This window comes from Streptomyces sp. NPDC020362 (genome assembly GCF_040642095.1).
Classification (GTDB): domain Bacteria; phylum Actinomycetota; class Actinomycetes; order Streptomycetales; family Streptomycetaceae; genus Streptomyces.
This window is the reverse complement of sequence record NZ_JBFAET010000008.1, coordinates 70,087-93,762: the sequence shown is the minus strand read 5'-3', so window position 1 is coordinate 93,762 and position 23,676 is coordinate 70,087. Positions and strand designations below refer to the sequence as shown.

At 71.2% G+C, this 23,676-nt stretch carries 22 protein-coding genes and 1 pseudogene; 10 read left to right on the top strand and 13 right to left on the bottom strand.

Annotation, left to right across the window (positions count from 1 at the left end):
* Nucleotides 1-185 precede the first annotated feature (185 nt).
* Nucleotides 186-718, bottom strand: a pseudogene (locus AB0H32_RS06090) (IS5 family transposase); the annotation flags it as partial.
* 90 nt (nucleotides 719-808) lie between these two features.
* Between AB0H32_RS06090 and AB0H32_RS06085 the strand changes: the two are divergent.
* The 3 genes from AB0H32_RS06085 (at nucleotide 809) to AB0H32_RS06075 (ending at nucleotide 2,417) form a co-directional block, all read left to right on the top strand.
* Nucleotides 809-1,201 (top strand): SH3 domain-containing protein, encoded by a 393-nt coding sequence (locus AB0H32_RS06085; RefSeq protein ID WP_361114956.1) that lies wholly within the window; start codon nucleotides 809-811, stop codon nucleotides 1,199-1,201.
* A 215-nt stretch (nucleotides 1,202-1,416) separates the two neighbouring features.
* On the top strand, nucleotides 1,417-1,833 hold the full coding sequence (locus AB0H32_RS06080) for a hypothetical protein (RefSeq protein ID WP_361114953.1): 417 nt from the start codon (nucleotides 1,417-1,419) through the stop codon (nucleotides 1,831-1,833).
* Between the two features lie 254 nt (nucleotides 1,834-2,087).
* A complete protein-coding gene (locus tag AB0H32_RS06075; RefSeq protein WP_361114949.1) occupies nucleotides 2,088-2,417 on the top strand; it encodes a transposase in 330 nt (109 codons plus the stop codon).
* Nucleotides 2,418-2,420: 3 nt separating this feature from the next.
* Here the strand turns inward: AB0H32_RS06075 and htpX are convergent, their stop codons facing one another.
* The 11 genes from htpX to AB0H32_RS06020 all read right to left on the bottom strand — a co-directional run bounded on the left by htpX (nucleotide 2,421) and on the right by AB0H32_RS06020 (nucleotide 13,933).
* On the bottom strand, nucleotides 2,421-3,284 hold the full coding sequence (gene htpX, locus AB0H32_RS06070) for a zinc metalloprotease HtpX (RefSeq protein WP_361114946.1): 864 nt from the start codon (nucleotides 3,282-3,284) through the stop codon (nucleotides 2,421-2,423).
* Between the two features lie 316 nt (nucleotides 3,285-3,600).
* Nucleotides 3,601-5,124 carry an NADH-quinone oxidoreductase subunit N gene (locus tag AB0H32_RS06065; protein ID WP_361114943.1) on the bottom strand — a complete coding sequence of 508 codons (1,524 nt, stop codon included), beginning with the start codon at nucleotides 5,122-5,124 and terminating at the stop codon, nucleotides 3,601-3,603.
* Nucleotides 5,121-6,695 (bottom strand): NADH-quinone oxidoreductase subunit M, encoded by a 1,575-nt coding sequence (locus tag AB0H32_RS06060; protein ID WP_361114940.1) that lies wholly within the window; start codon nucleotides 6,693-6,695, stop codon nucleotides 5,121-5,123. Before AB0H32_RS06060 ends, AB0H32_RS06065 begins: the two co-directional genes overlap by 4 nt.
* A 6-nt stretch (nucleotides 6,696-6,701) precedes the next feature.
* Nucleotides 6,702-8,723: an NADH-quinone oxidoreductase subunit L gene (locus AB0H32_RS06055; RefSeq protein WP_361114936.1), complete on the bottom strand. Its 2,022-nt coding sequence runs from the start codon at nucleotides 8,721-8,723 to the stop codon at nucleotides 6,702-6,704.
* A complete protein-coding gene (gene nuoK / locus AB0H32_RS06050) occupies nucleotides 8,720-9,106 on the bottom strand; it encodes an NADH-quinone oxidoreductase subunit NuoK (RefSeq protein WP_361114933.1) in 387 nt (128 codons plus the stop codon). Before nuoK ends, AB0H32_RS06055 begins: the two co-directional genes overlap by 4 nt.
* Nucleotides 9,106-9,729, bottom strand: coding sequence for an NADH-quinone oxidoreductase subunit J (locus tag AB0H32_RS06045; protein ID WP_361114930.1), 624 nt, complete (start codon nucleotides 9,727-9,729; stop codon nucleotides 9,106-9,108). Before AB0H32_RS06045 ends, nuoK begins: the two co-directional genes overlap by 1 nt.
* Nucleotides 9,726-10,277: an NADH-quinone oxidoreductase subunit I gene (locus tag AB0H32_RS06040; protein ID WP_361114928.1), complete on the bottom strand. Its 552-nt coding sequence runs from the start codon at nucleotides 10,275-10,277 to the stop codon at nucleotides 9,726-9,728. The genes AB0H32_RS06045 and AB0H32_RS06040 overlap by 4 nt, the downstream gene beginning before the upstream one ends.
* Nucleotides 10,277-11,245, bottom strand: a complete 969-nt coding sequence (locus tag AB0H32_RS06035) for a complex I subunit 1 family protein (protein WP_361114925.1) — start codon at nucleotides 11,243-11,245, stop codon at nucleotides 10,277-10,279. Before AB0H32_RS06035 ends, AB0H32_RS06040 begins: the two co-directional genes overlap by 1 nt.
* Nucleotides 11,242-12,786, bottom strand: a complete 1,545-nt coding sequence (locus tag AB0H32_RS06030; RefSeq protein ID WP_361114923.1) for an NADH-quinone oxidoreductase subunit C — start codon at nucleotides 12,784-12,786, stop codon at nucleotides 11,242-11,244. Before AB0H32_RS06030 ends, AB0H32_RS06035 begins: the two co-directional genes overlap by 4 nt.
* Nucleotides 12,783-13,526, bottom strand: coding sequence for an NADH-quinone oxidoreductase subunit B family protein (locus AB0H32_RS06025; RefSeq protein ID WP_361114920.1), 744 nt, complete (start codon nucleotides 13,524-13,526; stop codon nucleotides 12,783-12,785). Before AB0H32_RS06025 ends, AB0H32_RS06030 begins: the two co-directional genes overlap by 4 nt.
* Nucleotides 13,517-13,933, bottom strand: coding sequence for an NADH-quinone oxidoreductase subunit A (locus tag AB0H32_RS06020; protein ID WP_361114917.1), 417 nt, complete (start codon nucleotides 13,931-13,933; stop codon nucleotides 13,517-13,519). The genes AB0H32_RS06025 and AB0H32_RS06020 overlap by 10 nt, the downstream gene beginning before the upstream one ends.
* Nucleotides 13,934-14,153: 220 nt before the next feature.
* Between AB0H32_RS06020 and AB0H32_RS06015 the strand changes: the two genes are divergently transcribed.
* The 5 genes from AB0H32_RS06015 (at nucleotide 14,154) to AB0H32_RS05995 (ending at nucleotide 21,163) form a co-directional block, all read left to right on the top strand.
* Nucleotides 14,154-15,341, top strand: coding sequence for a sensor domain-containing protein (locus tag AB0H32_RS06015; protein WP_361114914.1), 1,188 nt, complete (start codon nucleotides 14,154-14,156; stop codon nucleotides 15,339-15,341).
* A gap of 369 nt (nucleotides 15,342-15,710) precedes the next feature.
* The gene (locus AB0H32_RS06010) at nucleotides 15,711-17,075 is read left to right on the top strand and encodes a sensor domain-containing protein (RefSeq protein ID WP_361114911.1); all 1,365 of its coding nucleotides are present in this window, start codon (nucleotides 15,711-15,713) and stop codon (nucleotides 17,073-17,075) included.
* A gap of 135 nt (nucleotides 17,076-17,210) precedes the next feature.
* A complete protein-coding gene (locus tag AB0H32_RS06005; RefSeq protein WP_361114908.1) occupies nucleotides 17,211-17,885 on the top strand; it encodes a response regulator transcription factor in 675 nt (224 codons plus the stop codon).
* Nucleotides 17,886-18,180: 295 nt separating this feature from the next.
* Nucleotides 18,181-20,109, top strand: a complete 1,929-nt coding sequence (locus AB0H32_RS06000; protein WP_361114905.1) for a 2-oxoacid:acceptor oxidoreductase subunit alpha — start codon at nucleotides 18,181-18,183, stop codon at nucleotides 20,107-20,109.
* Entirely contained in the window at nucleotides 20,102-21,163 is a 1,062-nt protein-coding gene (locus tag AB0H32_RS05995; protein ID WP_361114902.1) for a thiamine pyrophosphate-dependent enzyme, read from the top strand. The genes AB0H32_RS06000 and AB0H32_RS05995 overlap by 8 nt, the downstream gene beginning before the upstream one ends.
* A gap of 34 nt (nucleotides 21,164-21,197) precedes the next feature.
* On the opposite strand, the gene AB0H32_RS05990 is transcribed toward AB0H32_RS05995, so the two are convergent.
* Nucleotides 21,198-21,608 carry a helix-turn-helix domain-containing protein gene (locus tag AB0H32_RS05990; protein ID WP_361114899.1) on the bottom strand — a complete coding sequence of 137 codons (411 nt, stop codon included), beginning with the start codon at nucleotides 21,606-21,608 and terminating at the stop codon, nucleotides 21,198-21,200.
* Nucleotides 21,609-21,699: 91 nt separating this feature from the next.
* On the opposite strand from AB0H32_RS05990, the gene AB0H32_RS05985 reads away from it, so the two are divergent.
* Together AB0H32_RS05985 and rarD are read left to right on the top strand one after the other, a co-directional pair.
* On the top strand, nucleotides 21,700-22,554 hold the full coding sequence (locus AB0H32_RS05985; RefSeq protein ID WP_361114897.1) for an SDR family oxidoreductase: 855 nt from the start codon (nucleotides 21,700-21,702) through the stop codon (nucleotides 22,552-22,554).
* A gap of 133 nt (nucleotides 22,555-22,687) precedes the next feature.
* Nucleotides 22,688-23,638, top strand: a complete 951-nt coding sequence (rarD, locus tag AB0H32_RS05980; RefSeq protein ID WP_361114894.1) for an EamA family transporter RarD — start codon at nucleotides 22,688-22,690, stop codon at nucleotides 23,636-23,638.
* Nucleotides 23,639-23,676: the final 38 nt, after the last annotated feature.

Genomic DNA, 23,676 nt, shown 5'->3' with positions numbered 1-23,676 from the left:
CGCGCTGATGTGAGTGAGGCACTTGATCGGGTACTTGAGGCGTTGGCGGAGGGGAGCAAGGAGGATCCGACGGCTGTGGTGAGCGCTGCTGCAGGAGCAGGCCGGCCACCCGTGGAGCTCGTGTTCAGGCCCTCCGGGCGAGTGAGTTGGACAAGCAGAGCAAGAGCGAAGAGAGGCGCGGAGTCCGGCTTGCGGCGGGGACGGCCGACCCGGCCGCGGACCGGCAGGATCGCGTCGAGCAACGGCAGCAATGGGGCGACGTCGTTGCGGTTGCCGCCGGTCAACAGGGCTGCGAGCGGCGCGCCGTGGCCATCGGTAAAGTGGTGCTTCGAGTCGGCTCGGCCCCGGTCCATCGGCGACGGGCCCGTCCGGCTCCCCCCTTTCAGCGCCCTGACGTGGGACGAGTCGGCCACGCAGCGGGACCGGTCCAGGCGCGAAGCCTCGTTCAGTTCGGCCGGCAGGACCTCGTGCAGTCGTTGCCGGCCTCGTTCCAGTCCCGCAGGCGGCGCCAACACGTCATGCCGGGGCCGGAGCCGAGGTCTTGCGGCCGGTACTCCCACTGGATTCCGGTGAGCAGCACGTACAGGATCCCGCACAGCACTTCCTGATCGGGCAATGCCTTGCGGCCCGGATACCGGAACCTGCGCTCGCGCTGCGGCAGCAGCGGTTCACGGCGGTCCCACAGTTCGTCCGACACGATCCACGGCGATGTCCCCACGCCGCACCGAACGCCCAACTACCGCCCTGGACAGGGCCACCAAGGCCGATCCGCCTCATTGTGTCAGCCGTTGTTAAGGTGCCGATGACCATGAACACATTGAATCGGGGAACAGTGCATCTCTCTCTGAAGGCCGCGACCGTCACCGCCTCGCTCATCGGCGCCACGGCGTTCGCGATCGCCCCGGCCGGCGCCGCGCCCGCGCAGACCACCGCGAAGACCGCTTCCGCCGCCGCGTTCAGCTGCCACGTCTACAACAACTCCGGCTCCGAGGTGAACGTGCGCAGCGGGGCCGGGACGACGTACTCGGTCATCGGCAGCATCGCCGCCAGGGGAAAGCTGCCGTGCGGCAGCCTCGGCGAGGGCTCCGTGAACCGCCAGCGGTACAAGGCGTGCGGCATCACCAGCACCGAGTGGATGACCGTCCGGATCAACGGCCACGACGGCTGGGTGGCCGTGGCGTGCGTCGCGTTGGGCGTCTGAGCATCTGAGCATCACCGTAGGAGCCTCCTTCCCCAGGCGGGGGGGCGGCCCCGTCGCGCCGGAGCGCCGGCCTGCCGCCTACGGTGGACGTCCCTGCAGGAAAGTCAGCTCAGAAGGAGCTGACCCGGCCTCGTGGCTGAAGCGGCGGAGAGTGTTTCAACCGCCGGTTCAGCCAAGGCGCCGCCTGCACGGGCCATTTCGGCGAGCGTCCCAGCATGGCCAGGACGCGGTCCAGCAGTTGGCCGGCGTCCGGCGCGGGGGCCGGGCCGGAAAGAGGCGCCCGGCTCGCGCCGGTTCTGTCCGTCCGGCACTTCCTCCGCGTACGGCCGGACCGCGGCGAGCGTCCCGTCGTCGAAGGGTGCGGGAACACCCAGGTGATCAGTCCCTGCCGGAAGACGTATACGGGCTTCAGCCGTGAAGCCGAACGGGATGGAGCCCGCTACTGCCGGTGCTCGGGCAACGCGCCCAGAGACCTGAGCCAGAAGTCCTGCGGCTGCTCGTGCATCGACACGGACGTGCTCGAAGGGCACGTCCGCAAGAAGGTCATGGAGATCGCGAGCGACAGCGGGAAGCTTCAGGAACTGGCCGAGTGGATCGGGGCGGCTGACGGCAACAGGTCCGGCGCCGGCTGATCGAGTCGTTGATCTTGATCGACAGATCGGGGGCAGGAACGCCTCGATCACGGCCGTCATCGTCGCGTCGGCCAAACAGAGCAGGTCGGCCGAAGCCATCGACGCCGCGGCCTCGGCCCTCGACGAAGAACTCCAACAGCTTCAGAACCTGCGTGCCGAGGCGGCCGAATGGCTGACGGAGATGGAGGACTCGGACCAGTACGCCCAGAACCTCCGGGCGCTTGCGCGCATGGCCCGGGAGTCGTTTCCCCGGCATGGCCCCACAGCAGCAGGCGGCGATCTTGTCCCTGCTGGAACCGAAGGTCACGGTTACTGGTCCGGTGCCTGACGGGCGACGTGGCGGAGTCCCCTGCACCGTGCGGGCCTGGTACGCCGCTGCAGGCCTCGACGTACCCGCAGCGATGCTGTCGGACGACGACTGGGCCAAGATTGCGCCCCTGCTGCCGACGGGGCGGACCGGCACCGTTCGTCGCTCCGTGGACGCGCTCTTCCACAAAGTGCGCACCGGGAAGTCCTGGCGCGATGTGATCAAGGAGACCGGGGCCACCCACCGAGCCTCGAAGCACTTCAGCGCTTGGACATGATCTTCACAGGTGACGACCCGCCATCTTCTCGAGCCGGGCGATGCGGTCCGCCATGGGCGGGTGCGTGGAGAACATCTTCGACAGTCCCTGGCCCGGGCGGAAGGGGTTCGCGATCATCATGTGGCTCGCGGTCTCGATCCGGGGCTCGGGGGGCAGCGGGAGCTGCTGGGTACCGATCTCCAGCTTGCGCAGGGCGCTGGCGAGGGCCAGCGGGTCGCCGGTGAGCTGGGCGCCCGACGCGTCCGCCTCGTACTCCCTGGAGCGACTGATGGCCAGCTGGATGAGGGAAGCCGCGATGGGGCCCAGGATCATGATCAGCAGCAGACCGAGCAGGCCGGGACCGTCGTCGTCGTCCGAGCGGCCGACCGGGATCAGCCAGGCGAAGTTGACCAGGAACATGATCACCGAGGCGAGCGCGCCGGCCACCGAGGAGATCAGGATGTCGCGGTTGTAGACATGGCTCAGCTCGTGGCCGATGACACCGCGCAGCTCGCGCTCGTCCAGCAGGCGCAGGACGCCCTCCGTGCAGCACACGGCCGCATTGCGCGGGTTGCGGCCCGTGGCGAAGGCGTTGGGTGCCTCTGTCGGGGAGATGTACAGGCGGGGCATGGGCTGGCGGGCCTGCGTGGACAGCTCGCGGACCATCCGGTAGAGCGCAGGGGCCTCGAACTCGCTCACCGGGCGGGCGCGCATCGCCCGAAGCGCCAGCTTGTCGCTGTTCCAGTACGCGTAGGCGTTCGTGCCCAGCGCGATCACGACCGCCACGATCAGTCCCATGCGGCCGAAGAAACTGCCGATGACGATGATGAGCGCCGACAGTCCCCCGAGGAGTACTGCGGTCCTTAGCCCGTTGTGCCGGCGGTGCACGGTACGCCCTCCAAGTCGTGCAGCGGGGGAACCCTTTGGTCCAGTGGACCCTCCCGTTCTGGTCAACGCCAGGCGGCGACCGCAAGTTCCCTTGTGCAGACCACGACACACCTGAGCCGTACGGGTGACGTGCAGTTACGGCCCTCCGCGCGCTTGTGGCACGGGGCCACACGCGCGTGGGAGCACGGGCGGCGCGCCGAGCGCGTGGGAGCACCGTCGTCACGCGCGCAGCGGTCCTGACGCGCGGCGGTGTCCTGCCGCGCGCATGCCTGGCCGTGCCCCACACGCGCGTGGGCCCTCCGGATGCGGCAGGTGCTCAGAACAGGCCGGTGGCCGTGAACCGCAGGACCAGCTGGGGTGCGCCGGAGAGGGCCACGCCGAGGACGCCGGTGAGGGCGAGTGCAGCGGTCACCGGTGCCGGGACCCGGTGCCGGGCGGGTTCGCCCTCGGGAGCGCGGAACAGCAGGGCCGTCCACTGGAGGTAGTAGAACAGGGCGATCACCACGTTGACGGCCATCACCACGGCGAGCCAGCCCAGGCCCGCGTCGACGGCTGCCGAGAACACGGTGACCTTGGCGAACAGGCCGATCACGCCCGGCGGGAGCCCGGCCAGGCACAGCAGGAAGAAGGCCAGGAGAAGCGCGGCGGCCGGGTTGGAGGCGTACAGGCCCCGGTAGTCGCTGATCCGGTTCAGGGACTTCGTACGGCCCACCAGCGCGGCCACCGCGAAGGCGCCGAGGTTCACGGCGGCGTACATGAGGGCGTACGCGACGGTGGAGCCGATGGCCTTCTGGGCGTCCTTGGCGTAACCGGCGGCGGCGATCGGTACGAGGAGGTAGCCGGCCTGGCCGACGGAGGACCAGGCGAGCAGGCGTACGGCGCTGTACGCGCGCGTGGCCTGCTGCCGCAGGGCACCGACGTTGCCGACGGTCATGGTGAGGGCGGCCAGGGCGGCGAGCGCGGGCCCCCAGACGTCCGCGTACGACGGGAGGGCCACGACGGTGACCAGGATCAGGCCGGAGAAGCCGACCGCCTTGCCGACGACCGAGAGGTAGGCGGCGACGGGCAGGGGCGCGCCCACGTAGGTGTCGGGCACCCAGAAGTGGAACGGTACGGCGGCCGTCTTGAAGGCGAAGCCGACGAGGGTCAGGACGACGCCGGTCTGGGCGAGGGTGTGGAGCTGCCCGTCGACGTGCTGGATGCGCTGGGCGACCTGGGTGAGGTAGAGGGTGCCGGTCGAGGCGTAGACGAAGCTGATGCCCATCAGGCTCACTGCGGTGGCGGTGACCGAGGACAGGAAGAACTTCAGGGCCGCCTCGGAGGACCGCTTGTCGCCGTGCCGGATGCCGACGAGGGCGAAGGCGGGCAGGGAGGCGACCTCCAGGGCGACGATCAGCGTGGCCAGGTCGCGGGAGGCGGGCAGCAGGGCGGCACCGGCCGCGGAGGACAGCAGCAGGAACCAGAACTCGCCCGCCGGGACGCGCCGCTGGTCGTCCTTGAGGTTCGTGACCGACAGCAGGGCCGCCAGCAGGGCACCGCCGAGGACGAGGAACTGGATGACCAGGGTGAAGCGGTCGGCGGTGTAGCTGCACACGCGCGCGTCGCCGGGCAGGCAGAAGGTGCTGCGGTCGCCGTCCAGGAGGGGCAGCAGCATCAGCGCGGCGGCGGCGAGGCCCGCCACGGAGACCCAGCCGAGGAGGGGCTTGCGCGCCTCGGGGACGAACAGGTCGGCGACGAGCACCGCGAGAGCGACCACCGCGGCGATGGTGGGCGGCGCGATCGCGAGCCAGTCGACGGACTGGACCGCGGACTGGGCCAGCGGCTGGGCCAGGGCGCTCATCGGGTGCCTCCTGCGAGGAGCTGCTGCACGGCCGGGTCGGTCAGGCCGAGCAGGGCCCTCGGCCACAGCCCGGCGGCGACGGTGAGGGCGACGAGCGGGGTCCAGGCTGCGAACTCGTAGCCGTGGACGTCCGCGAGCTTCGGCGTGTCCTGGGGTACGGCGCCCATGCACACCCGGCGGACCACGATCAGCATGTACGCGGCCGTCAGCAGGGTGCCGAACGCGCCGATCGCCATGAAGGTGAGGAACGCGGGCCGGCTGAGGCCGGCTGCGGGCTCGAACGCGCCGAACAGGGACAGCATCTCGCCCCAGAACCCGGCGAGGCCGGGCAGGCCGAGCGAGGCGACGGCGGCGAAGGCGAGCAGACCGCCGAGCCGTGGGGCCTTGCCGTAGAGCGCGGCGCCCGTCTCCTCGGCGAGGGTGTCGAGGTCGGTGGTGCCGGTGCGGTCCTTCAGCGCGCCGACCAGGAAGAACAGCAGGCCGGTGATGAGGCCGTGGGCGATGTTGGCGAACAGGGCGCCGTTCACGCCGGTCGGGGTCGTGGTGGCGATGCCGAGGAGGACGAAGCCCATGTGGCCGACGGAGGAGTAGGCGATCAGGCGCTTCAGGTCGCCCTTCGCGCCCTGCTTGGCGAGGGCCAGGCAGGCCAGGGACCCGTAGATGATCCCGACGACGGCGAAGGCGGCGAGGTAGGGCGCGAAGGTGTGGAAGCCCTCCGGAGCCACCGGCAGCAGGATGCGGACGAAACCGTACGTACCCATCTTCAGCAGGACACCGGCCAGCAGGACCGAACCGACGGTCGGTGCGGCGGTGTGGGCTTCCGGCAGCCAGCTGTGCAGCGGCCACATCGGCGCCTTGACCGCGAGCCCGATCCCGATCGCCAGAACCGCGATGACCTGCACCGATGTGGTCAGCGACCGGCCGTTGTCAGTGGCGAGTGCCACCATGTCGAACGTGCCCGCCTTGATTCCGATCAGGAGCAGGCCGAGCAGCATGACGACGGAGCCGAGCAGCGTGAACAGGATGAACTTCCATGCGGCGCGGGTCCGGCCCTCGCCGCCCCAGCGGGCGATGAGGAAGTACATCGGGATGAGCACCGTCTCGAACGCGAGGAAGAACAGCAGCAGGTCGAGGACGGCGAAGGTCGCGAGGGTGCCGGACTCGAGAAGGAGCAGCAGCGCGACGAACGCCTTCGGGGACGGGCCCGTCGGCGGCTTGAAGTAGGAGTAGAGCGCGCAGAGGAAGGTCAGCAGCGCGGTCAGGACCAGAAGGGGGAGGGAGATGCCGTCGATGCCGAGGTGGATCCGCACGTCGAGTGCGGGGATCCAGCTGATGTCGGTCGTGGCCTGCATCTTCGACGGATGGTCGTGGTCGAAGCCGAGCACGAGGACGATCGCGGCGATGAGGATCGCGCCGGTCACGGTGACGCCGTGGCGCAGCACGGCCTGCCCGGGCGACTTCCCCTTCAGTCCGGGCGGGGCCGGGAGGAGAGCGGCGACGGCGCCGAGGAGCGGGCCGACGACGACGAACGCCAGAAGGAACTGCATCACGGACTCGTTGATATCGATCACGCCTGCTCACGCTCCCGTGGCGACGAGGAGGACGACGACCGCCAGGACGACGGTGCCGGCGAGCAGCGCGCTCACATAGGTCTGCACATTGCCGGTCTGCGCGCGCCGCACGGCGGCCCCGAGCAGGCGCGGCAGGGCGGCCGCGCCGCGTACGTAGGTGTCGACGACCGCGCTGTCGAGGAACCGGACGAGACTCGCTCCGGCCTGGACCGGGCGGACGAACAGCACCGCGTACACGGCGTCGAGGTGGAAGCCGGTGGCCGCATGCCGGTACAGCGGGCCGAGCAGCAGCCGGCCGGGGTCGGGCGTGTGGGCGAGGTCGCGGTAGGCCGGCCCGTGGTCGGCGAGCGCGTGGGCCTCGACGAGGCTCGCGTCGCCCTCCGGGTGGGCGGCGGCCTCGCCCTGGAGGGTCTCCCACTCGAAGGAGGGCGCGGGCGCTGCCGGGATGCGGGCGGCGAGCGCTCTGGTGCGCTGCCAGGCGCCGTAGACGAGCAGCCCGCCGACCAGTGCGAGTCCGGTGCCGAGGACGGAGGTGAGGAGTGTCGGGGTCAGGTCGCGGCCGTCGAACCAGCCGGGCAGCGAGCGGTACGCAAGCCCGCCGAAGGCCAGGGACGGCACGGCGAGGACCCACAGCACCACGGTCATCGTCAGCGGCTGGCGGCCGTGGTCGGGGGCCTCGGCGCCCCGGCCGCGGAAGGCCAGCAGCCACAGCCGGGTGGCGTAGGCGGCGGTGAACAGGGCCGCGAGCAGACCGGCGACGAGGACGATCCAGCCCGCCGCGCCGGGGGCCTGGTCGGCGTGGCCGGTGGCGACGCGCTCGGCGGCACCGAGGACGGACTCCTTGGAGAAGAAGCCGCTGAAGGGAGGGATCGCGGCGAGGGCTAGCAGCGCCACGGTCATGGTCCAGTAGGCGTCCGGGACGCGGTCGCGCAGGTGGCTCATCCGGGACATGGCGGCCAGCGAGTTGGTGCCGGCAGCGTGGATGATCACGCCGGCCGCGAGGAACAGCAGTGCCTTGAAGGCGCCGTGCGAGAGGAGGTGGAAGACGGCGGCACCGCGGTCGCCGACGGCGAGGGCGCCGGTCATGTAGCCGAGCTGGCCGATCGTCGAGTAGGCCAGGACCCGCTTGATGTCGTCCTGGGCGAGCGCGGCGAGGCCGGAGCCGGCCATGGTGACGGCGGCCATCACGGCGAGGACCACCATCGCGGCCTGGGACGCCTCGAACACCGGCAGGAGACGGGCGACGAAGTAGACCCCGGCGGCCACCATCGTCGCGGCGTGGATCAGCGCCGAGACGGGTGTCGGGCCCGCCATCGCGTCGGGGAGCCAGGTGTGCAGCGGGAACTGCGCGGACTTGCCGGCCACGCCCGCGAGCAGCAGCAGGGCGACCAGGGTCGGGTGGTCGATGCCGCCGCTCGCCACGGCCCCCAGGACGCGGGTGATGCGGAACGATCCGGCGTCCGTGCCCAGGGCGAACAGGCCGATGAGGAACGGCACGTCGCCGAGCTTGGTGACCAGGAAGGCCTTCAGGGAGGCGGCGCGGGCCTCGGGGGTCTCCCAGTAGTGGCCGACGAGGAAGTAGGAGCAGATGCCCATGACTTCCCAGCCGACCAGCAGCATGATCAGGTCGCCGGAGTAGACGACCAGGAGCATCGCGGAGGTGAACAGGGAGACGAGGGCCGCGTACGAGGGGTAGCGCGGGTCGTCGCGCAGGTAGCCCGTCGAGTAGATCTGCACGCAGGTCGCGACGAAGGCGACCAGGACGGCGACGAGCGCGGCGAAGCCGTCGATGTCCAGGGCCAGGTCGATCGGTACCGAGCCGGTCGGGGTCAGCTCGGTGTGGGCCTCGATGGGCGGGCCTCCGCCCTGGCGCACGGCGACCAGCGCGGCCAGCGCGAGCGCGGCCAGGGCCGGAAGTACGGCGAGCGGGCGGACGAATCCGGGGGCGGTGCGGCCCAGGAGCAGGCCGGCCGCGGCGCCCAGGAACGGCAGAAGGGGGACGAGAACGGCGAGGGTGGTCGTGGTCACGCGGTGGCCTCAGCCTTCTCGGCCGCGGAGGTGTCGGTGCCGGGGCCGTCGGTGTCGTCACCGTGGCCCTCGGCGGTGTCGCGGAGCTTGTCGATGTCGGAGGTGCCGCGGTTGCGGTAGACGGCGAGCACGATCGCGAGGCCGATGCCGATCTCGGCGGCGGCGATGGCGATGGTGAACAGGGTCAGCGCCTGGCCGGAGTGCAGGGTCTCCCGGGCGGCCCGACTGAGCCAGACGTCGAAGGCGACCAGGTTGAGGTTGACGGCGTTGAGCATCAGCTCGACCGACATCAGCACCAGGATCGCGTTGCGCCGGGCGAGGACGCCGTACAGGCCCGTGCAGAAGAGGAGGGCGGAGAGGACGGCGGGATAGGCGAGGTGCATCAGCAGGCGCCTTCCTTCTCGCCGGGGACGGTCAGGGGGGTGGCCGGGCTGCCGGACGCCGTGTCCGTCGTGCCGGAGGCCGTGTCGGCCTTCGCCTTGCGGGACAGGACGATCGCGCCGACCAGGGCCGCGAGGAGGAGGACGGAGAGTGCCTCGAAGGGCAGGACCCAGTTCTGGAAGAGGCTCTCGCCGGTGACGCGGGTGGTGCCGGCGGCGGGGCCGGCCAGGTCGATCCAGGTCGTGCGGAAGGCGTCGACGACCACCCACACCAGGGCGCCGGCGGCGGCCACCGCGACGGCCAGGGCGATCCAGCGGTTGCCGGAGTCGGCGTCCGGGGAGCGGCCGATGGGGGCCTTGGTGAGCATCAGGCCGAACAGGAGGAGGACGACGACGGATCCGACGTAGATGAGGACCTGCACCCAGGCGATGAACTCGGCGGTGAGCAGGAGGTACTCGACGGCGAGGCCGCCGAGGGTGACCACCAGCCACAGGGCGGCGTGCACCAGCTGCCGGGTGGTGACGGTGACCAGGGCCGCGCCGAAGGTGACCAGTCCGACGAGCAGGAAGGCGATCTCGACACCGGTCGGGGACAGGAAGCCGTGCGGTGCTGCGGCGAGGCTCACGACTCCCCCTCCTCGGGTGCCGCCTGCGCGGCGGCCAGCTTCTCGGCGGTCTTGCGGGCAGCGGCGATCTCCTTCGGCTCTTCCGCGCCCGGATCGAGGGCGGGCGGGGCCGGCACGGTCCACATCCACTCGCGGAGCTTGTCCCGTTCATGGGTCAGCTCACGGATGTCGGTCTCGGCGTACTCGAACTCCGGGGACCAGAACAGCGCGTCGAAAGGACAGACCTCGATGCAGATACCGCAGTACATGCACAGGGAGAAGTCGATGGCGAACCGGTCGAGGACGTTGCGGCTGCGCTCGCGGCCGCCGGGTGCGGCCGGCGGGACCGTCTCCTTGTGGGAGTCGATGTAGATGCACCAGTCGGGGCACTCGCGGGCGCACAGCATGCAGACCGTGCAGTTCTCCTCGAACAGGCCGATGACGCCGCGGGTGCGGGGCGGCAGTTCGGGCTGGACGTCCGGGTACTGCTCGGTGACCGTCCTCCTGGTCATCGTGCGGAGGGTGACGGCCAGCCCCTTGGCCAGGCCGGAGCCGGGGATCGGGGACATTACGAGATCACCACCTTGACGATGCCGGTGAGGGCGATCTGGGCGAGGGAGAGGGGGACGAGGAGGGTCCAGGAGAACTTCTGGAGCTGGTCCTCGCGCAGGCGGGGGTAGGTCACGCGGAGCCAGATGACGACGAAGGCGAGGACGGCGGTCTTCAGCAGGGTCCACAGCCAGCCCAGGCCGTCGGCACCCCACGGGCCGTGCCAGCCACCCAGGAAGAGGACGGTGGTCAGACCGCACAGGACGACGATCCCGGCGTACTCGGCGAGCAGGAACAGCGCGAACCTGAGGCCGGTGTACTCGGTGTACGCGCCGAAGATGATCTCCGAGTCGGCGACGGGCATGTCGAAGGGCGGGCGCTGCAGCTCGGCGAGGCCGGCCACGAAGAACACGAACGCGCCCACGATCTGCCAGGGCACCCACCACCAGTGGAAGGCGTGCAGGATGCCCGGCAGGGAGACGGTTCCGGCGGCCATGGCCACGGAGGCGGCGGCGAGCAGCATCGGGAGTTCGTAGGCAAGCAGTTGGGCGGCCGTGCGCAGGCCGCCGAGCAGCGAGAACTTGTTGGCGCTGGCCCAGCCGGCCATCAGCGAGCCGAGGACACCGACGCCCATCACCGCGAGGACGAAGAAGATGCCCGCGTCCAGGACCTGACCGACCGCGCCCTCGCTCGGCCCGATCGGAATGGCGAGCAGGACGAGCAGATACGGCAGCAGGGCCACGGCGGGGGCCAGCTGGAAGACGCGGCGGTCGGCGCCCGCCGGGACCACGTCCTCCTTCTGCGCGAACTTCACGCCGTCGGCGATGAGCTGGGCCCAGCCGTGGAAGCCGCCCGCGTACATCGGGCCGAGGCGGCCCTGCATGTGGGCCATCACCTTGTGCTCGGTCTGGCCGACGATCAGCGGGAAGGTGAGGAAGACGACGAACACGACCAGGAGTCGCAAGGCGACGTCGAGCGCGTCGTTCACTGCGGGCCTCCAGTGGGGTCGTCGGGGGTGCTGTGGTCTTCGGGTGCCTTGGGGTCTTCGGGTGTCTTGGGGGCTCCGGATTCCCTGGACACTTCGGGGGCGCCGGGTGCGTTGGGCGCCTTGGGTTCCATGGGCACTTCGGGTGCGTTGGGTGCCTCGGGTGCGTCGGAGGCTTCGGGTGCATTTGAGGCTTCGGGCTGCGGCTCGGGGGCCCGGTTCTCGTCCGGTGCCGACACCGGCTCCGAGGCCCGCTCCGGCTCCGGTGCCTGATCCGCTTGCGGCGCCCGATCCGTTCCGGGCGCCTGCTCCGCGGCCTGCTTCGGCTCCTCGGCCTGCGTCTGTCCCTCGGCCTGATTCTGCTCGCGCTGCTCGTCGAACGCCGGGCGCGCGTGGTGCCAGGGGGCGTCCGAGCTGCGCGGGGCCGTGCTCCGGCGGGCGGCGCCGTCCTGCTCGGACGATGCCGGTTCCGGGGTCCCGGCCCGCTGCGAGGCCGAGCCCTGCGAGGCGCTGCGCGCGCGGCGCGGGCCGGCCGGCGACGCCGGGCGGGGCTCGGGTGCCGCGGGGGTCTCGGAAGCCGGTTCCGCCGCCGTCTGGCTCACCGAGCCCTGGCCGGCGCTCCGCATCCGACGCGGCCGGGCACCGGCTCCGGCAGTTCCGGTGGCACCCGCAGCCCCGGCAGCCCCATCGGCTCCGGCAGCTCCAGCAGCCCCGGTGACCTCAGTGGCTCCGGCAGCTCCAGCAGCCCCGGTGACCTCAGTCGACCCGGCAGCTCCAGCAGCCCCGGTGACCTCAGTCGCCCCGGCAGCCGATTCCCCGGAAGCCTGGCCGGCGGTCTGGCTGGCCGAGCCCTCCGCCGCCGTACGGGCCCGCCGTACCGGACGCTCGCCCGCGGCGCGCTCTCCGGCCGCTCGCGCAGGCCGCTCCCCCGCCGCCCGGCCCGCACCCCGGGCCGGACGCGCCGGAGCGGGAGGCAGCTGGCCCTTCAGCGGGCCCCATTCGTTCGGATCCGGGACGCCCGGGGGCAGCATCTGGCGGCGCTTGGGCCCGCCGTGCTCGGACTCGCCCGGCTCCTTGGCTCCCGGCCAGGCCTTGGCCACCCGGGCGGCGAGGACGAAGTCCTTGCGCAGGGGGTGGCCCTCGAAGGTCTCCGGAAGAAGGAGGTGCTCCAGGCCCGGGTGGCCCTCGAAGACGACCCCGAACATCTCGTGGGTCTCGCGCTCGTGCCAGGCCGCGCCCGCGAAGACGCCGACGGCCGAGGGCAGGGTCGGCGCCTCGTGCGGGACCGTCGTCCGCAGGAGCAGACGGCGGACCGGCCGGAGGGCGACGACGTGGGCGGAGACCCGGAAGCCCGTGCCCGGTTCGTCGACCGCGCTCAGCCAGTCGAAGTAGGTGCAGGACAGGGTCGTACGGGCCGTCTCCAGGGCGGTGAGCCAGGAGGACGCCGGGACGTCCACCGTCAGGACCTCGTACGCCTCCTCGGCCGTGGCCTCCGTACCGAAGAGTTCTTCGACGGGGGCGGGCAGCCAGCCGGCCGTGTTCATCGCGCTTCCCCCTCGGCCGAGGCGGAGGCGGAAGAGGAGCCGGAAGCGGCCCCGGAGCCAGAACCGGAGTCAGAGCCAGAGCCCGAGCCCGAGCCCGAGCCAGAGCCAGAACCGGAGTCAGAAGCAGGCGCGGGCGCAGGATCAGAAGCGGCGGCAGGGGGCTTCACCAGGCCGCTCTGCAGGGCGGCCGCGGACGGCCGGGACGTCCCGTAGCGCTCGCCCAGCGACTCGCGGGCGATCTTCTCCTGGAGCTTGAGGATGCCCTGGAGCAGCGCCTCGGGGCGCGGCGGGCACCCGGGGACGTACACGTCGACCGGGATGATCTGGTCGACGCCCTTGGTGACGGAGTACGAGTCCCAGTACGGGCCGCCGCAGTTGGAGCAGGCACCGAAGGAGATGACGTACTTCGGCTCCGGCATCTGCTCGTACAGGCGCTTGACGGCAGGCGCCATCTTGTCCGTGACCGTGCCGGAGACGACCATCAGGTCGGCCTGACGGGGGCCCGGCGCGAAGGGGATCACGCCGAGGCGGATGAAGTCGTGGCGGGCCATCGACGCGGCGATGAACTCGATCGCGCAGCAGGCGAGGCCGAAGTTGAACACCCACAGCGAGTAGCGGCGGCCCCAGTTCAGGACCACCTTCATCGGTTCGGGCGCAAGGCGGGCGAGCGCACCCAGCCGCTTGGGCTCGGGAAGCGGCACGGGCTCGGAGACCGTCGGAGCCGAGGCGTTCACGTCCATGCCAGGACTCCCTTCTTGTAGGCGTAGAGCAGGCCCACGGCGAGGAAGCCGAGAAAGATGAACATCTCGACCAGGGTCGTCGCGCCGTAGCCGGGGGCGGCGAAGACCGTCGCCCAGGGGAACAGGAAGATCGAGTCGACGGCGAAGATCACGTAGAGGAAGGCGTAGACGTAGTAGCGGACCTGGGTGTGGGCCCAGCCCTCGCCGACGGGGTCGACGCCGCACTCGTACGTCAGGAGTTTCTCGGGGGTCGGCACTACGGGGCGCAGCAGGCGGCCGGCCCCGAAGGCGACCGCGACGAAGAGCACGCCCACCACGGCGAGCAGTCCCACCACCGAGTAGGACCGGAAGTAGCCCGCCGCGACGTCCGCCGCGGCGACCGTCGAGTCCCCCAACGTCTCCCGCACCGTCCGCCTCGCTCCCTGACCTCGTGACCTTTGCGAATCCTGTGCCGCACTGTGATTCGAGGATCTGTACGCACGGGAGTCTAGGCCCTGATAAAGACACGGTAAGCAGCCCGTCACGGGGTGAGACACATGGACGGTGTAAAGGGTGGGGTTTTCCCCAGTAGAGGCAGGCGGCGGACCGCATGGCGCAGGAGGTGCCGGGCACGGCAGGCTGGCCGGTATGACCGCTCCCGCCTCCGCCGCCGGCCGCGCCGACGGCCCCGACCGCCTTCCTCCGGTCCGGTTCGCCTACGACCGTCACACCTGGAAGGAGATCGCGCATCTCCTGCTGAACCTGCCGGTGTCGGTGTTCGGCTTCGTCTACGCGTGCACGGTGGTGTTCACCGGCGGGCTCCTCACCCTCACGGTGATCGGACTTCCGATGCTGGCCGTCTCGCTGCTGGGCGCCCGGCAACTGGGCAAGCTGGAGCGGAGCCGGTCCCGGGCGCTGCTCGGGGTGCACGTCGAGGAGCCGTCGCCGCTGCCGATCTCCCGGGGCGGGGGGCCGATGCAGCGGCTGTGGCTGGCGCTGAAGGACCCGGTGGGCTGGCGGACCCTGCTGTACGACTTCATCCGGCTGCCCTGGGGCATCCTCACCTTCTGCACCGTTCTGACCTCGCTGTTCGTGCTGTGGCCGGTGCTGCCGTTCCTCGCGCGGGGGATGGCCAACGTCGACCGGGCGATGGTCCGCGGGCTGCTGTCGCCCTCCGACGAGCTGGAACGCCGTATCGCCGAGCTGGAGTCGGACCGCGGGGTCGTGGTGGACACGGCGGCCGCCGATCTGCGCCGCATCGAGCGGGACCTGCACGACGGGGCACAGGCGCGGCTGGTGAACCTGGCGATGGGGCTCGGCCTGGCCAAGGAGAAGCTGCTGGAGGGCCAGGCCGACGACAACGTCGCGGCGATGGTGGACGAGGCGCACGGCGAGGTGAAGCTCGCGCTGCAGGAGCTGCGCGATCTGGCCCGGGGCATCCATCCGGCCGTGCTGACCGATCGCGGCCTGGACGCGGCCCTGTCCTCGGTCGCCTCCCGCTGCACCGTGCCGGTGAAGGTGACGGCGGACCTGCCGACCCGGCCGGCCCCGGCCATCGAGGGCATCGCCTACTTCACCGTCTCCGAGCTGCTGCAGAACATCAGCAAGCACAGCGGGGCGCGCTCCGCCTCCGTCGACGTGTGGCGCTCGGAGGACCGGCTGCTCATCCAGGTCCGCGACGACGGCCGTGGCGGCGCCCGGCTGGACGGCGGCAGCGGCATGCGGGGCCTGGCAGAACGGCTGGGCGCCGTGGACGGCCTGTTCGTCGTCGACTCCCCGGCAGGCGGCCCGACGGTGGTCACCGCGGAGCTGCCCTGGCGGGATCGCACGGAATAGCGCCGGGAGCACAGGGAGCAGCGATCGGGACCCCCGCGCGCAGCAACCGACACCGCAGGAAACACCAACCGAGACCCCCGCGCAGCAACCGACACCGCAGGAAACACCAGCGGAGACCCCGACGCGCCGCGACCGGGACCCCCGCGAGAAGCCGGAACGCCGCAGCCGGAACGCCGCAGCCGCACCACCGCGGTCACCCGGCCGCCCCCACGCGCGCGTGCACACCCCGGGGGGCGCGGGCACACCCCGGGGTGGGGAAAACCCCCGGTCCGAGAGACCGACGGCCTCCATGGCTCGCGAAGCCGCTGCACGCCAGGCTGGGAGGTACGGCAGCACCGCCGTCAGGACGAGCAGAACGGGACGACACCGATGGCCACGGAGTACGGACAGGGGTACGGGCGGGGACACGGGCACCCGGCCGGATCCGGCTACCCCGCCCGCGACGGGGAACGGCGCCACCGGCTGCCCGCCGCGCTGCGGGCGCCCGTCGAGGCGCGCAGCTGGCGCGAGTACGGGTATGTGCTGCTGGGCCTGCCGATCGCGGTGGTGTTCTTCTGCTGGGCGGTCACGATGGTGGCGCTGGGCGCCGGCCTGCTGGTGACCTTCCTCGGGATCCCGGTGCTGGCGGTGGCGCTCACCGGCTGCCGGGGCTTCGGCGCGCTGGAGCGCACGCGGGCGCGCGCGCTGCTGGGCCTGGACGTGGCCGAGCCGGAGCCGCTGCGCACGAGCAAGCCCGGGGTGTTCCCCTGGATCGGTGCGGTGCTGAAGAGCGGCACCTCCTGGCGGGCCCTGCTCTACGCGCTGCTGCAGTTCCCCTGGGCGGTGTTCTCGTTCGTCGTGTCGGTGAGCTTCTGGACCTACGGCTGGGCGCTGCTGACGTATCCCCTCTGGTTCTGGGTGTTCCCGATGTACGGCGGCCAGGGCGGCCTGCAGCTGTACGGCGACGAACACCACAGCATCTATCTCGACAACCCGTTCGAGATCACCGTGACCGCGCTGGTCGGACTGCTGTTCACGCTGGCCACCCCGTGGATCGTGCGGGCGCTGACGACGGTGGACGGACTGCTGGTGCGCGGGCTGCTGGGGCCGACGCGGCTGTCGGCGCGGGTCGTGGAGCTGGAGTCGGACCGCGGGATCGTGGTGGACACGGCGGCCGCCGATCTGCGCCGCATCGAGCGGGACCTGCACGACGGGGCGCAGGCCCGGCTGGTGAGCCTGGCCATGGATCTGGGTCTGGCCAAGGAGAAGCTGCGGGAGGACCCGCGGGCGGCGGCCCGGATGGTGGACGACGCCCACGGCGAGGTGAAGACGGCGCTGCAGGAGCTGCGTGACCTGGCACGCGGTATCCATCCGGCCGTACTGACCGACCGCGGCCTGGACGCGGCCCTGTCCTCGGTCGCCTCCCGCTGCACCGTGCCGGTGCGGGTGGAGGTCGACCTGCCGACCCGGCCGGCCCCGGCCATCGAGGGCATCGCCTACTTCACCGTCTCCGAGTTGCTGCAGAACATCAGCAAGCACAGCGGGGCGCGCTCCGCCTCCGTCGACGTGTGGCGTTCCGAGGACCGGCTGCTCGTCCAGGTGATGGACGACGGGGTGGGCGGCGCGGACGCCTCCCACGGCTCGGGGCTGGCGGGCCTGGCCGGCCGCCTGGGGGCGGTGGACGGAGTTCTGGTCGTGGACTCGCCCGCCGGCGGCCCCACCCGCGTGATCGCCGAACTGCCCTGGCGGGCCTGAGCCCCCCACACGCCCGTTTGCCTCCCGACACACCGGCAAGATCCTTGCCCCCCGCGCACGGCGGCCCGATTGCTGGAATGCTGGACTGCCGTACGAAACGACGTCGGCGGAAGTCGGGCAGTGGGGGGCCGGGAGATGGTGGAGGACAGGGTGCGGGTGGTCATCGCCGAGGACTCGGTGCTGCTCAGAGAGGGCCTGACCCGGTTGCTGACCGACCGCGGGCACGACGTCGTGGCGGGCGTCGGGGACGCGGAGGCGCTGGTCAAGACCATTGCCGACCTGGATGCGCAGGGCGCGCTGCCCGACGTCGTGGTGGCGGACGTGCGGATGCCGCCGACGCACACCGACGAGGGCGTGCGGGCGGCCGTACGGCTGCGCAAGTCGCACCCGGGACTCGGGGTGCTGGTGCTGTCGCAGTACGTGGAGGAGCGCTACGCCACGGAGCTGCTGGCCGGTTCGAGCCGGGGCGTGGGCTATCTGCTCAAGGACCGGGTCGCCGAAGTGAGGGAGTTCGTCGACGCGGTGGTGCGGGTGGCCGAGGGCGGTACGGCGCTGGACCCGGAGGTCGTCGCGCAGCTGCTGGGCCGCAGCCGCAAGCAGGACGTGCTGGCGGGGCTCACCCCGCGTGAGCGCGAGGTGCTGGGGCTGATGGCGGAGGGGCGGACGAACTCGGCGATCGCACGGCAGCTGGTGGTCAGCGACGGCGCCGTGGAGAAGCACGTCAGCAACATCTTCCTCAAGCTCGGTCTGTCCCAGAGCGACGGTGATCACCGACGTGTTCTGGCCGTCCTGACCTACCTGAACTCATAACGGCCTGACGCTGTATCAGCACTGCGTCAGGCCGTCCGGCTTCTGTGGAAGCCGGACACCGGAGCGGCGGGCCGGGAGCGGGAACCGGAGAAAGCGTGGGGGGGAGCGCGGGGCGCGACTCGAACGGCGCTCCAGTGCGGGAGATTATGACAAGTCAGCGCGACAGGCCGTCTCGAAACGCCGTCCATTCTGCGGATGGCCCCGGGAAGGCGACCCTAACCGACGTAGGGTTGATCCTGGGATGGTCGGTGGGACGACCATGCCCGGACAGCCGCCTCGAAGGAGGTCCAGTTCAGTGACCAGCCAGGTCAGCAGCCCAGCGGAGCAGGCCGACGGAACCGTCGTGGGAGAGCAGCGCAAACCGGGCGGAACCAAGGATGTCCGGCGTCTGGACCGGGTCATCATCCGGTTCGCGGGGGACTCGGGTGACGGCATGCAGCTCACCGGTGACCGGTTCACCTCGGAGACCGCGTCCTTCGGCAACGACCTCTCCACCCTGCCGAACTTCCCTGCCGAGATCCGCGCCCCCGCCGGCACCCTGCCCGGCGTCTCCTCGTTCCAGCTCCACTTCGCCGACCACGACATCCTCACCCCGGGCGACGCGCCGAACGTGCTGGTCGCGATGAATCCGGCCGCTCTGAAGGCCAACATCGGCGACCTGCCGCGCGGCGCCGAGATCATCGTCAACACGGACGAGTTCACCAAGCGTGCCCTGCAGAAGGTCGGCTACGCCGCCTCCCCGCTGGAGGACGGCTCGCTGGACGGCTACAACCTGCACCCGGTGCCGCTGACCTCCCTGACGGTCGAGGCGCTGAAGGAGTTCGACCTCTCCCGCAAGGAGGCCGAGCGCAGCAAGAACATGTTCGCGCTGGGCCTGCTGAGCTGGATGTACCACCGGCCCACCGACGGCACCGAGAAGTTCCTCCAGTCGAAGTTCGCGAAGAAGCCGGACATCGCGGCGGCCAATATCGCGGCGTTCCGGGCGGGCTGGAACTTCGGCGAGACGACCGAGGACTTCGCCGTCTCCTACGAGGTCGCCCCGGCCGCCAAGGCGTTCCCGGTCGGCACCTACCGCAACATCTCCGGCAACCTGGCCCTCGCCTACGGCCTGGTCTCCGCCTCCCAGCAGGCCGATCTGCCGCTGTTCCTCGGCTCGTACCCGATCACTCCGGCCTCGGACATCCTGCACGAGCTGAGCAAGCACAAGAACTTCGGTGTGCGCACCTTCCAGGCCGAGGACGAGATCGCCGGCATCGGCGCGGCGCTGGGGGCGGCCTTCGGCGGCTCGCTCGCGGTGACGACGACGAGCGGTCCCGGTGTGGCACTCAAGAGCGAGACGATCGGCCTGGCCGTCTCCCTGGAGCTGCCGCTGCTGGTCGTGGACATCCAGCGCGGCGGCCCGTCGACCGGCCTGCCCACCAAGACCGAGCAGGCGGACCTGCTGCAGGCCATGTTCGGGCGCAACGGCGAGGCTCCGGTACCGGTGGTCGCCCCGAAGACCCCGGCCGACTGCTTCGACGCGGCCCTGGAGGCGGCCCGGATCGCGCTGACCTACCGCACCCCCGTCTTCCTGCTCTCGGACGGCTACCTGGCCAACGGCTCCGAGCCCTGGCGGATCCCCGACCTGGACGAGCTGCCGGACCTCAGGGTGCAGTTCGCCTCCGGCCCGAACCACACCCTCGAGGACGGCACCGAGGTCTTCTGGCCGTACAAGCGGGACCCGCAGACCCTGGCCCGTCCGTGGGCGATCCCGGGCACCCCGGGCCTGGAGCACCGCATCGGCGGCATCGAGAAGCAGGACGGCACGGGCAACATCTCCTACGACCCGGCCAACCACGAGTTCATGGTCCGCACCCGCCAGGCCAAGATCGACGGGATCGAGGTCCCGGACATCGAGGTCGACGACCCGCACGAGGCGAAGACGCTGGTGCTGGGCTGGGGCTCGACGTACGGGCCGATCACCGCGGCGGTACGGCGTCTGCGCGCGGCCGGCGAGTCGATCGCGCAGGCCCACCTGCGCCACCTCAACCCGTTCCCGCGCAATCTCGGCGCGGTGCTGGAGCGGTACGACAAGGTCGTGATCCCCGAGATGAACCTCGGGCAGCTCGCCACCCTGATCCGGGCGAAGTACCTGGTCGACGCCCACTCGTACAACCAGGTCAACGGCATGCCGTTCAAGGCGGAGCAGCTCGCCGCCGCACTGAAGGAGGCCATCGATGACTGACGCCACCAACGGGCTGCTGCAGCTCGTCCCCAAGGCCGAGGCCAAGCAGTCGATGAAGGACTTCAAGTCCGACCAGGAAGTGCGCTGGTGCCCGGGCTGCGGCGACTACGCGATCCTCGCGGCCGTCCAGGGGTTCATGCCGGAGCTGGGTCTGGCCAAGGAGAACATCGTCTTCGTCTCCGGCATCGGCTGCTCCTCCCGCTTCCCGTACTACATGAACACCTACGGGATGCACTCCATCCACGGCCGCGCCCCGGCGATCGCCACCGGCCTCGCGACCTCGCGGCGGGACCTGAGCGTGTGGGTGGTCACCGGTGACGGCGACGCCCTCTCCATCGGCGGCAATCACCTGATCCACGCCCTGCGCCGCAACGTCAACCTCAAGATCCTGCTGTTCAACAACCGGATCTACGGCCTGACCAAGGGCCAGTACTCCCCGACCTCCGAGGTCGGCAAGATCACCAAGTCGACCCCGATGGGTTCCCTCGACGCGCCGTTCAACCCGGTGTCGCTGGCGATCGGCGCGGAGGCGTCCTTCGTCGCCCGGACGATCGACTCCGACCGCAAGCACCTGACCGAGGTGCTGCGCGCGGCCGCCGACCACCCGGGCACGGCCCTGATCGAGATCTACCAGAACTGCAACATCTTCAACGACGGCGCCTTCGACGCCCTGAAGGACAAGCAGCATGCCGAGGAGGCGTTGATCCGGCTGGAGCACGGGCAGCCGATCCGCTTCGGCCCCGAGAACACGCGCGGGGTCGTACGGGACCGGCAGACCGGCGACCTGAAGGTGGTCCCGGTGACCCCGGAGAACGAGGCGGACGTCCTGGTGCACGACGCGCAGGCCGCGTCCCCCACCACCGCCTTCGCCCTCTCCCGGCTGGCCGACCCCGACACGCTGCACCACACCCCGATCGGTGTGTTCCGCTCCGTCGAGCGGCCGGTCTACGACACCCAGATGGCCGATCAGCTGGACGCGGCCATCGAACAGCGCGGCAAGGGCGATCTGGCCGCGCTGCTGGCCGGCGGGGACACCTGGACGGTCGTCGGCTGACACCGCCGCCGGCGCCCATGACGGCGCCGTTCGATCACGAGGCCCGGGAGCGCAGTTCCCGGGCCTCGTCGTAGACGGCGCGGGCCTTCTCCACCTCGCCCATGCGGTCGTGCGTCCACTGGGCCAGGACCCGCACCTGCTCCGCCGCCTCGCGGCCGAGGACGGTGAGCGAGTAGTCGACGCGGGGCGGGATGACCGGTTTGGCGTCCCGGTGGACCAGACCGTCGCGCTCCAGGGTCTGGAGGGTCTGGGTGAGCATCTTCTCGCTGATGCGGCCCACCCGGTCGATCGCCCGGCGCAGCTCGCTGAACCGCCGCGAGCCCTCCAGCAGCTCGATGAGGACGAGAACGCCCCAGCGGCTGGTGACGTGCTCCAGGACGAGCCGGTAGGGGCACAGGGCCTCCGCCTCGGCGCCACTGCGCCCACGCGCACTACTTACTGCCATGCCAGTACCTTACTTCAAAGTGGGTACTTTCGCTTGGTTAGTGCAGATCCTAGGGTGAGTGTCACAGCCACCCCACAAGGAGTTCTGAACCATGAGCATCGTCGTCACAGGAGCCACCGGACACCTCGGCCGTCACGTCGTGGAGCAGTTGCTGGAGAAGGTTCCGGCGGAGCAGATCACCGCCGTCGTGCGCGACGAGGCCAAGGCCGCCGACTTCGCGGCCCGCGGGGTGAAGCTCGCCGTCGCCGACTACAACGCGCCGGAGACCTTCGGCGCGCTGTTCGCGGCCGGCGACAAGGTCCTGCTGATCTCCGGCAACGAGTTCGACAAGGGCCGGGTGCAGCAGCACCGGGTCGTCATCGACGCCGCCCGGGCGGCGGGCGTGGCACTGCTCGCGTACACCAGCGCCCCGGGCAGCCTCACGGCCGCGCTGGCCGACGACCACCGGGCCACCGAGGAGGTGCTGCTCGCCTCCGGGCTGCCGTACACGCTGCTGCGCAACGGCTGGTACCACGAGAACTACACCGAGAACCTGGCTCCGGTGCTGGAGCACGACGCGGTCGTCGCGGCGGCCGGTGAGGGCCGGGTCTCCTCGGCCTCCCGCGCCGACTACGCCGCCGCCGCGGTCGCCGTACTGACCGGCGAGGGCCACGAGAACCGGACGTACGAGCTGGGCGGCGACGAGGCCTGGAGCTTCGCCGAGTACGCGGCCGAGCTGAGTCGCCAGACCGGCAGGCAGATCGCCTACAACGCCGTCACCGGCGAGGTCCTGGAAGGCATCCTGGCCGGCGCCGGACTGCCCGCGCACTTCGTGGAGATCTTCGTCGGCGTGGACGCCTCGATCGAGAAGGGCGAGCTGGTCGTCCCCACCGGCGACCTGTCCCGTCTGGCCGGCCGCCCGACGACCCCGCTCGCCGAGGCGGTCACCGCCGCGCTCAAGGACTGACCGCCTCTCCCGGGAGCACGTGACCGGCGCCACCCCCTGCTGTCATGACCGTATGGCGATACGGGCATGACAGCAGGGGGTGTCCGGCGCTACCTTCTTTCTCGCGTGCGTGAGAAGTGAGAGGGAGGGGCCCGTGGCCAGGACGTCCAGGAGTGAGCACCGGATAGGCCTGCTGAACGGCTTCGCGGCCTACGGCATGTGGGGGCTGGTCCCCCTGTTCTGGCCCCTGCTGAAGCCCGCGGGGGCGATGGAGATCCTGGCCCACCGCATGGTGTGGTCCCTCGCCTTCGTCGCGGCAGCCCTGCTCGTCGTACGGCGCTGGGCCTGGGCCGGGGAGCTGCTGCGGCAGCCGAAGCGGCTCGCGCTCATCACGGTCGCCGCCGCCGTGATCACCGTGAACTGGGGCGTCTACATCTGGGCCGTGAACTCCGGCCATGTGGTCGAGGCCTCCCTCGGGTACTTCATCAACCCGCTGGTGACCATCGCGATGGGCGTGCTGATCCTGAAGGAACGGCTGCGGCCCACGCAGTGGGCGGCGGTCGCGGTCGGCTTCGCCGCCGTGGTCGTCCTGACCGTCGGCTACGGCCGTCCGCCGTGGATCTCCCTGTGCCTGGCCTTCTCGTTCGCCACCTACGGGCTGGTGAAGAAGAAGGTCGCCCTCGGCGGCATCGAGTCGCTGGCCGCCGAGACCGCGATCCAGTTCCTGCCCGCGCTCGGCTATCTGATCTGGCTCACCGCGCACGGCGAGTCCACCTTCACCACCGGCAGTACGGGCCACTCCGCCCTGCTCGCCTCGACCGGCATCGTCACCGCCCTGCCGCTGGTCTGCTTCGGCGCGGCGGCGATCCGGGTGCCGCTGTCCACGCTGGGGCTGCTCCAGTACCTGGCCCCCGTCTTCCAGTTCCTGCTCGGCATCCTCTACTTCCACGAGGCCATGCCGCCCGAGCGCTGGGCCGGCTTCGCGCTGGTCTGGCTGGCCCTGGGGCTGCTCACCTGGAACGCCCTGCGCTCCGCGCGCAGGCCGAGGGCGATGGTCGTACCGCCCCGCGTCGAGGCGCCCGGCTCCGCCCCGGTGGACGCCTGACGCAGGCCGGCCGCGTGACGCGGGCCGGTCGTCGGAGG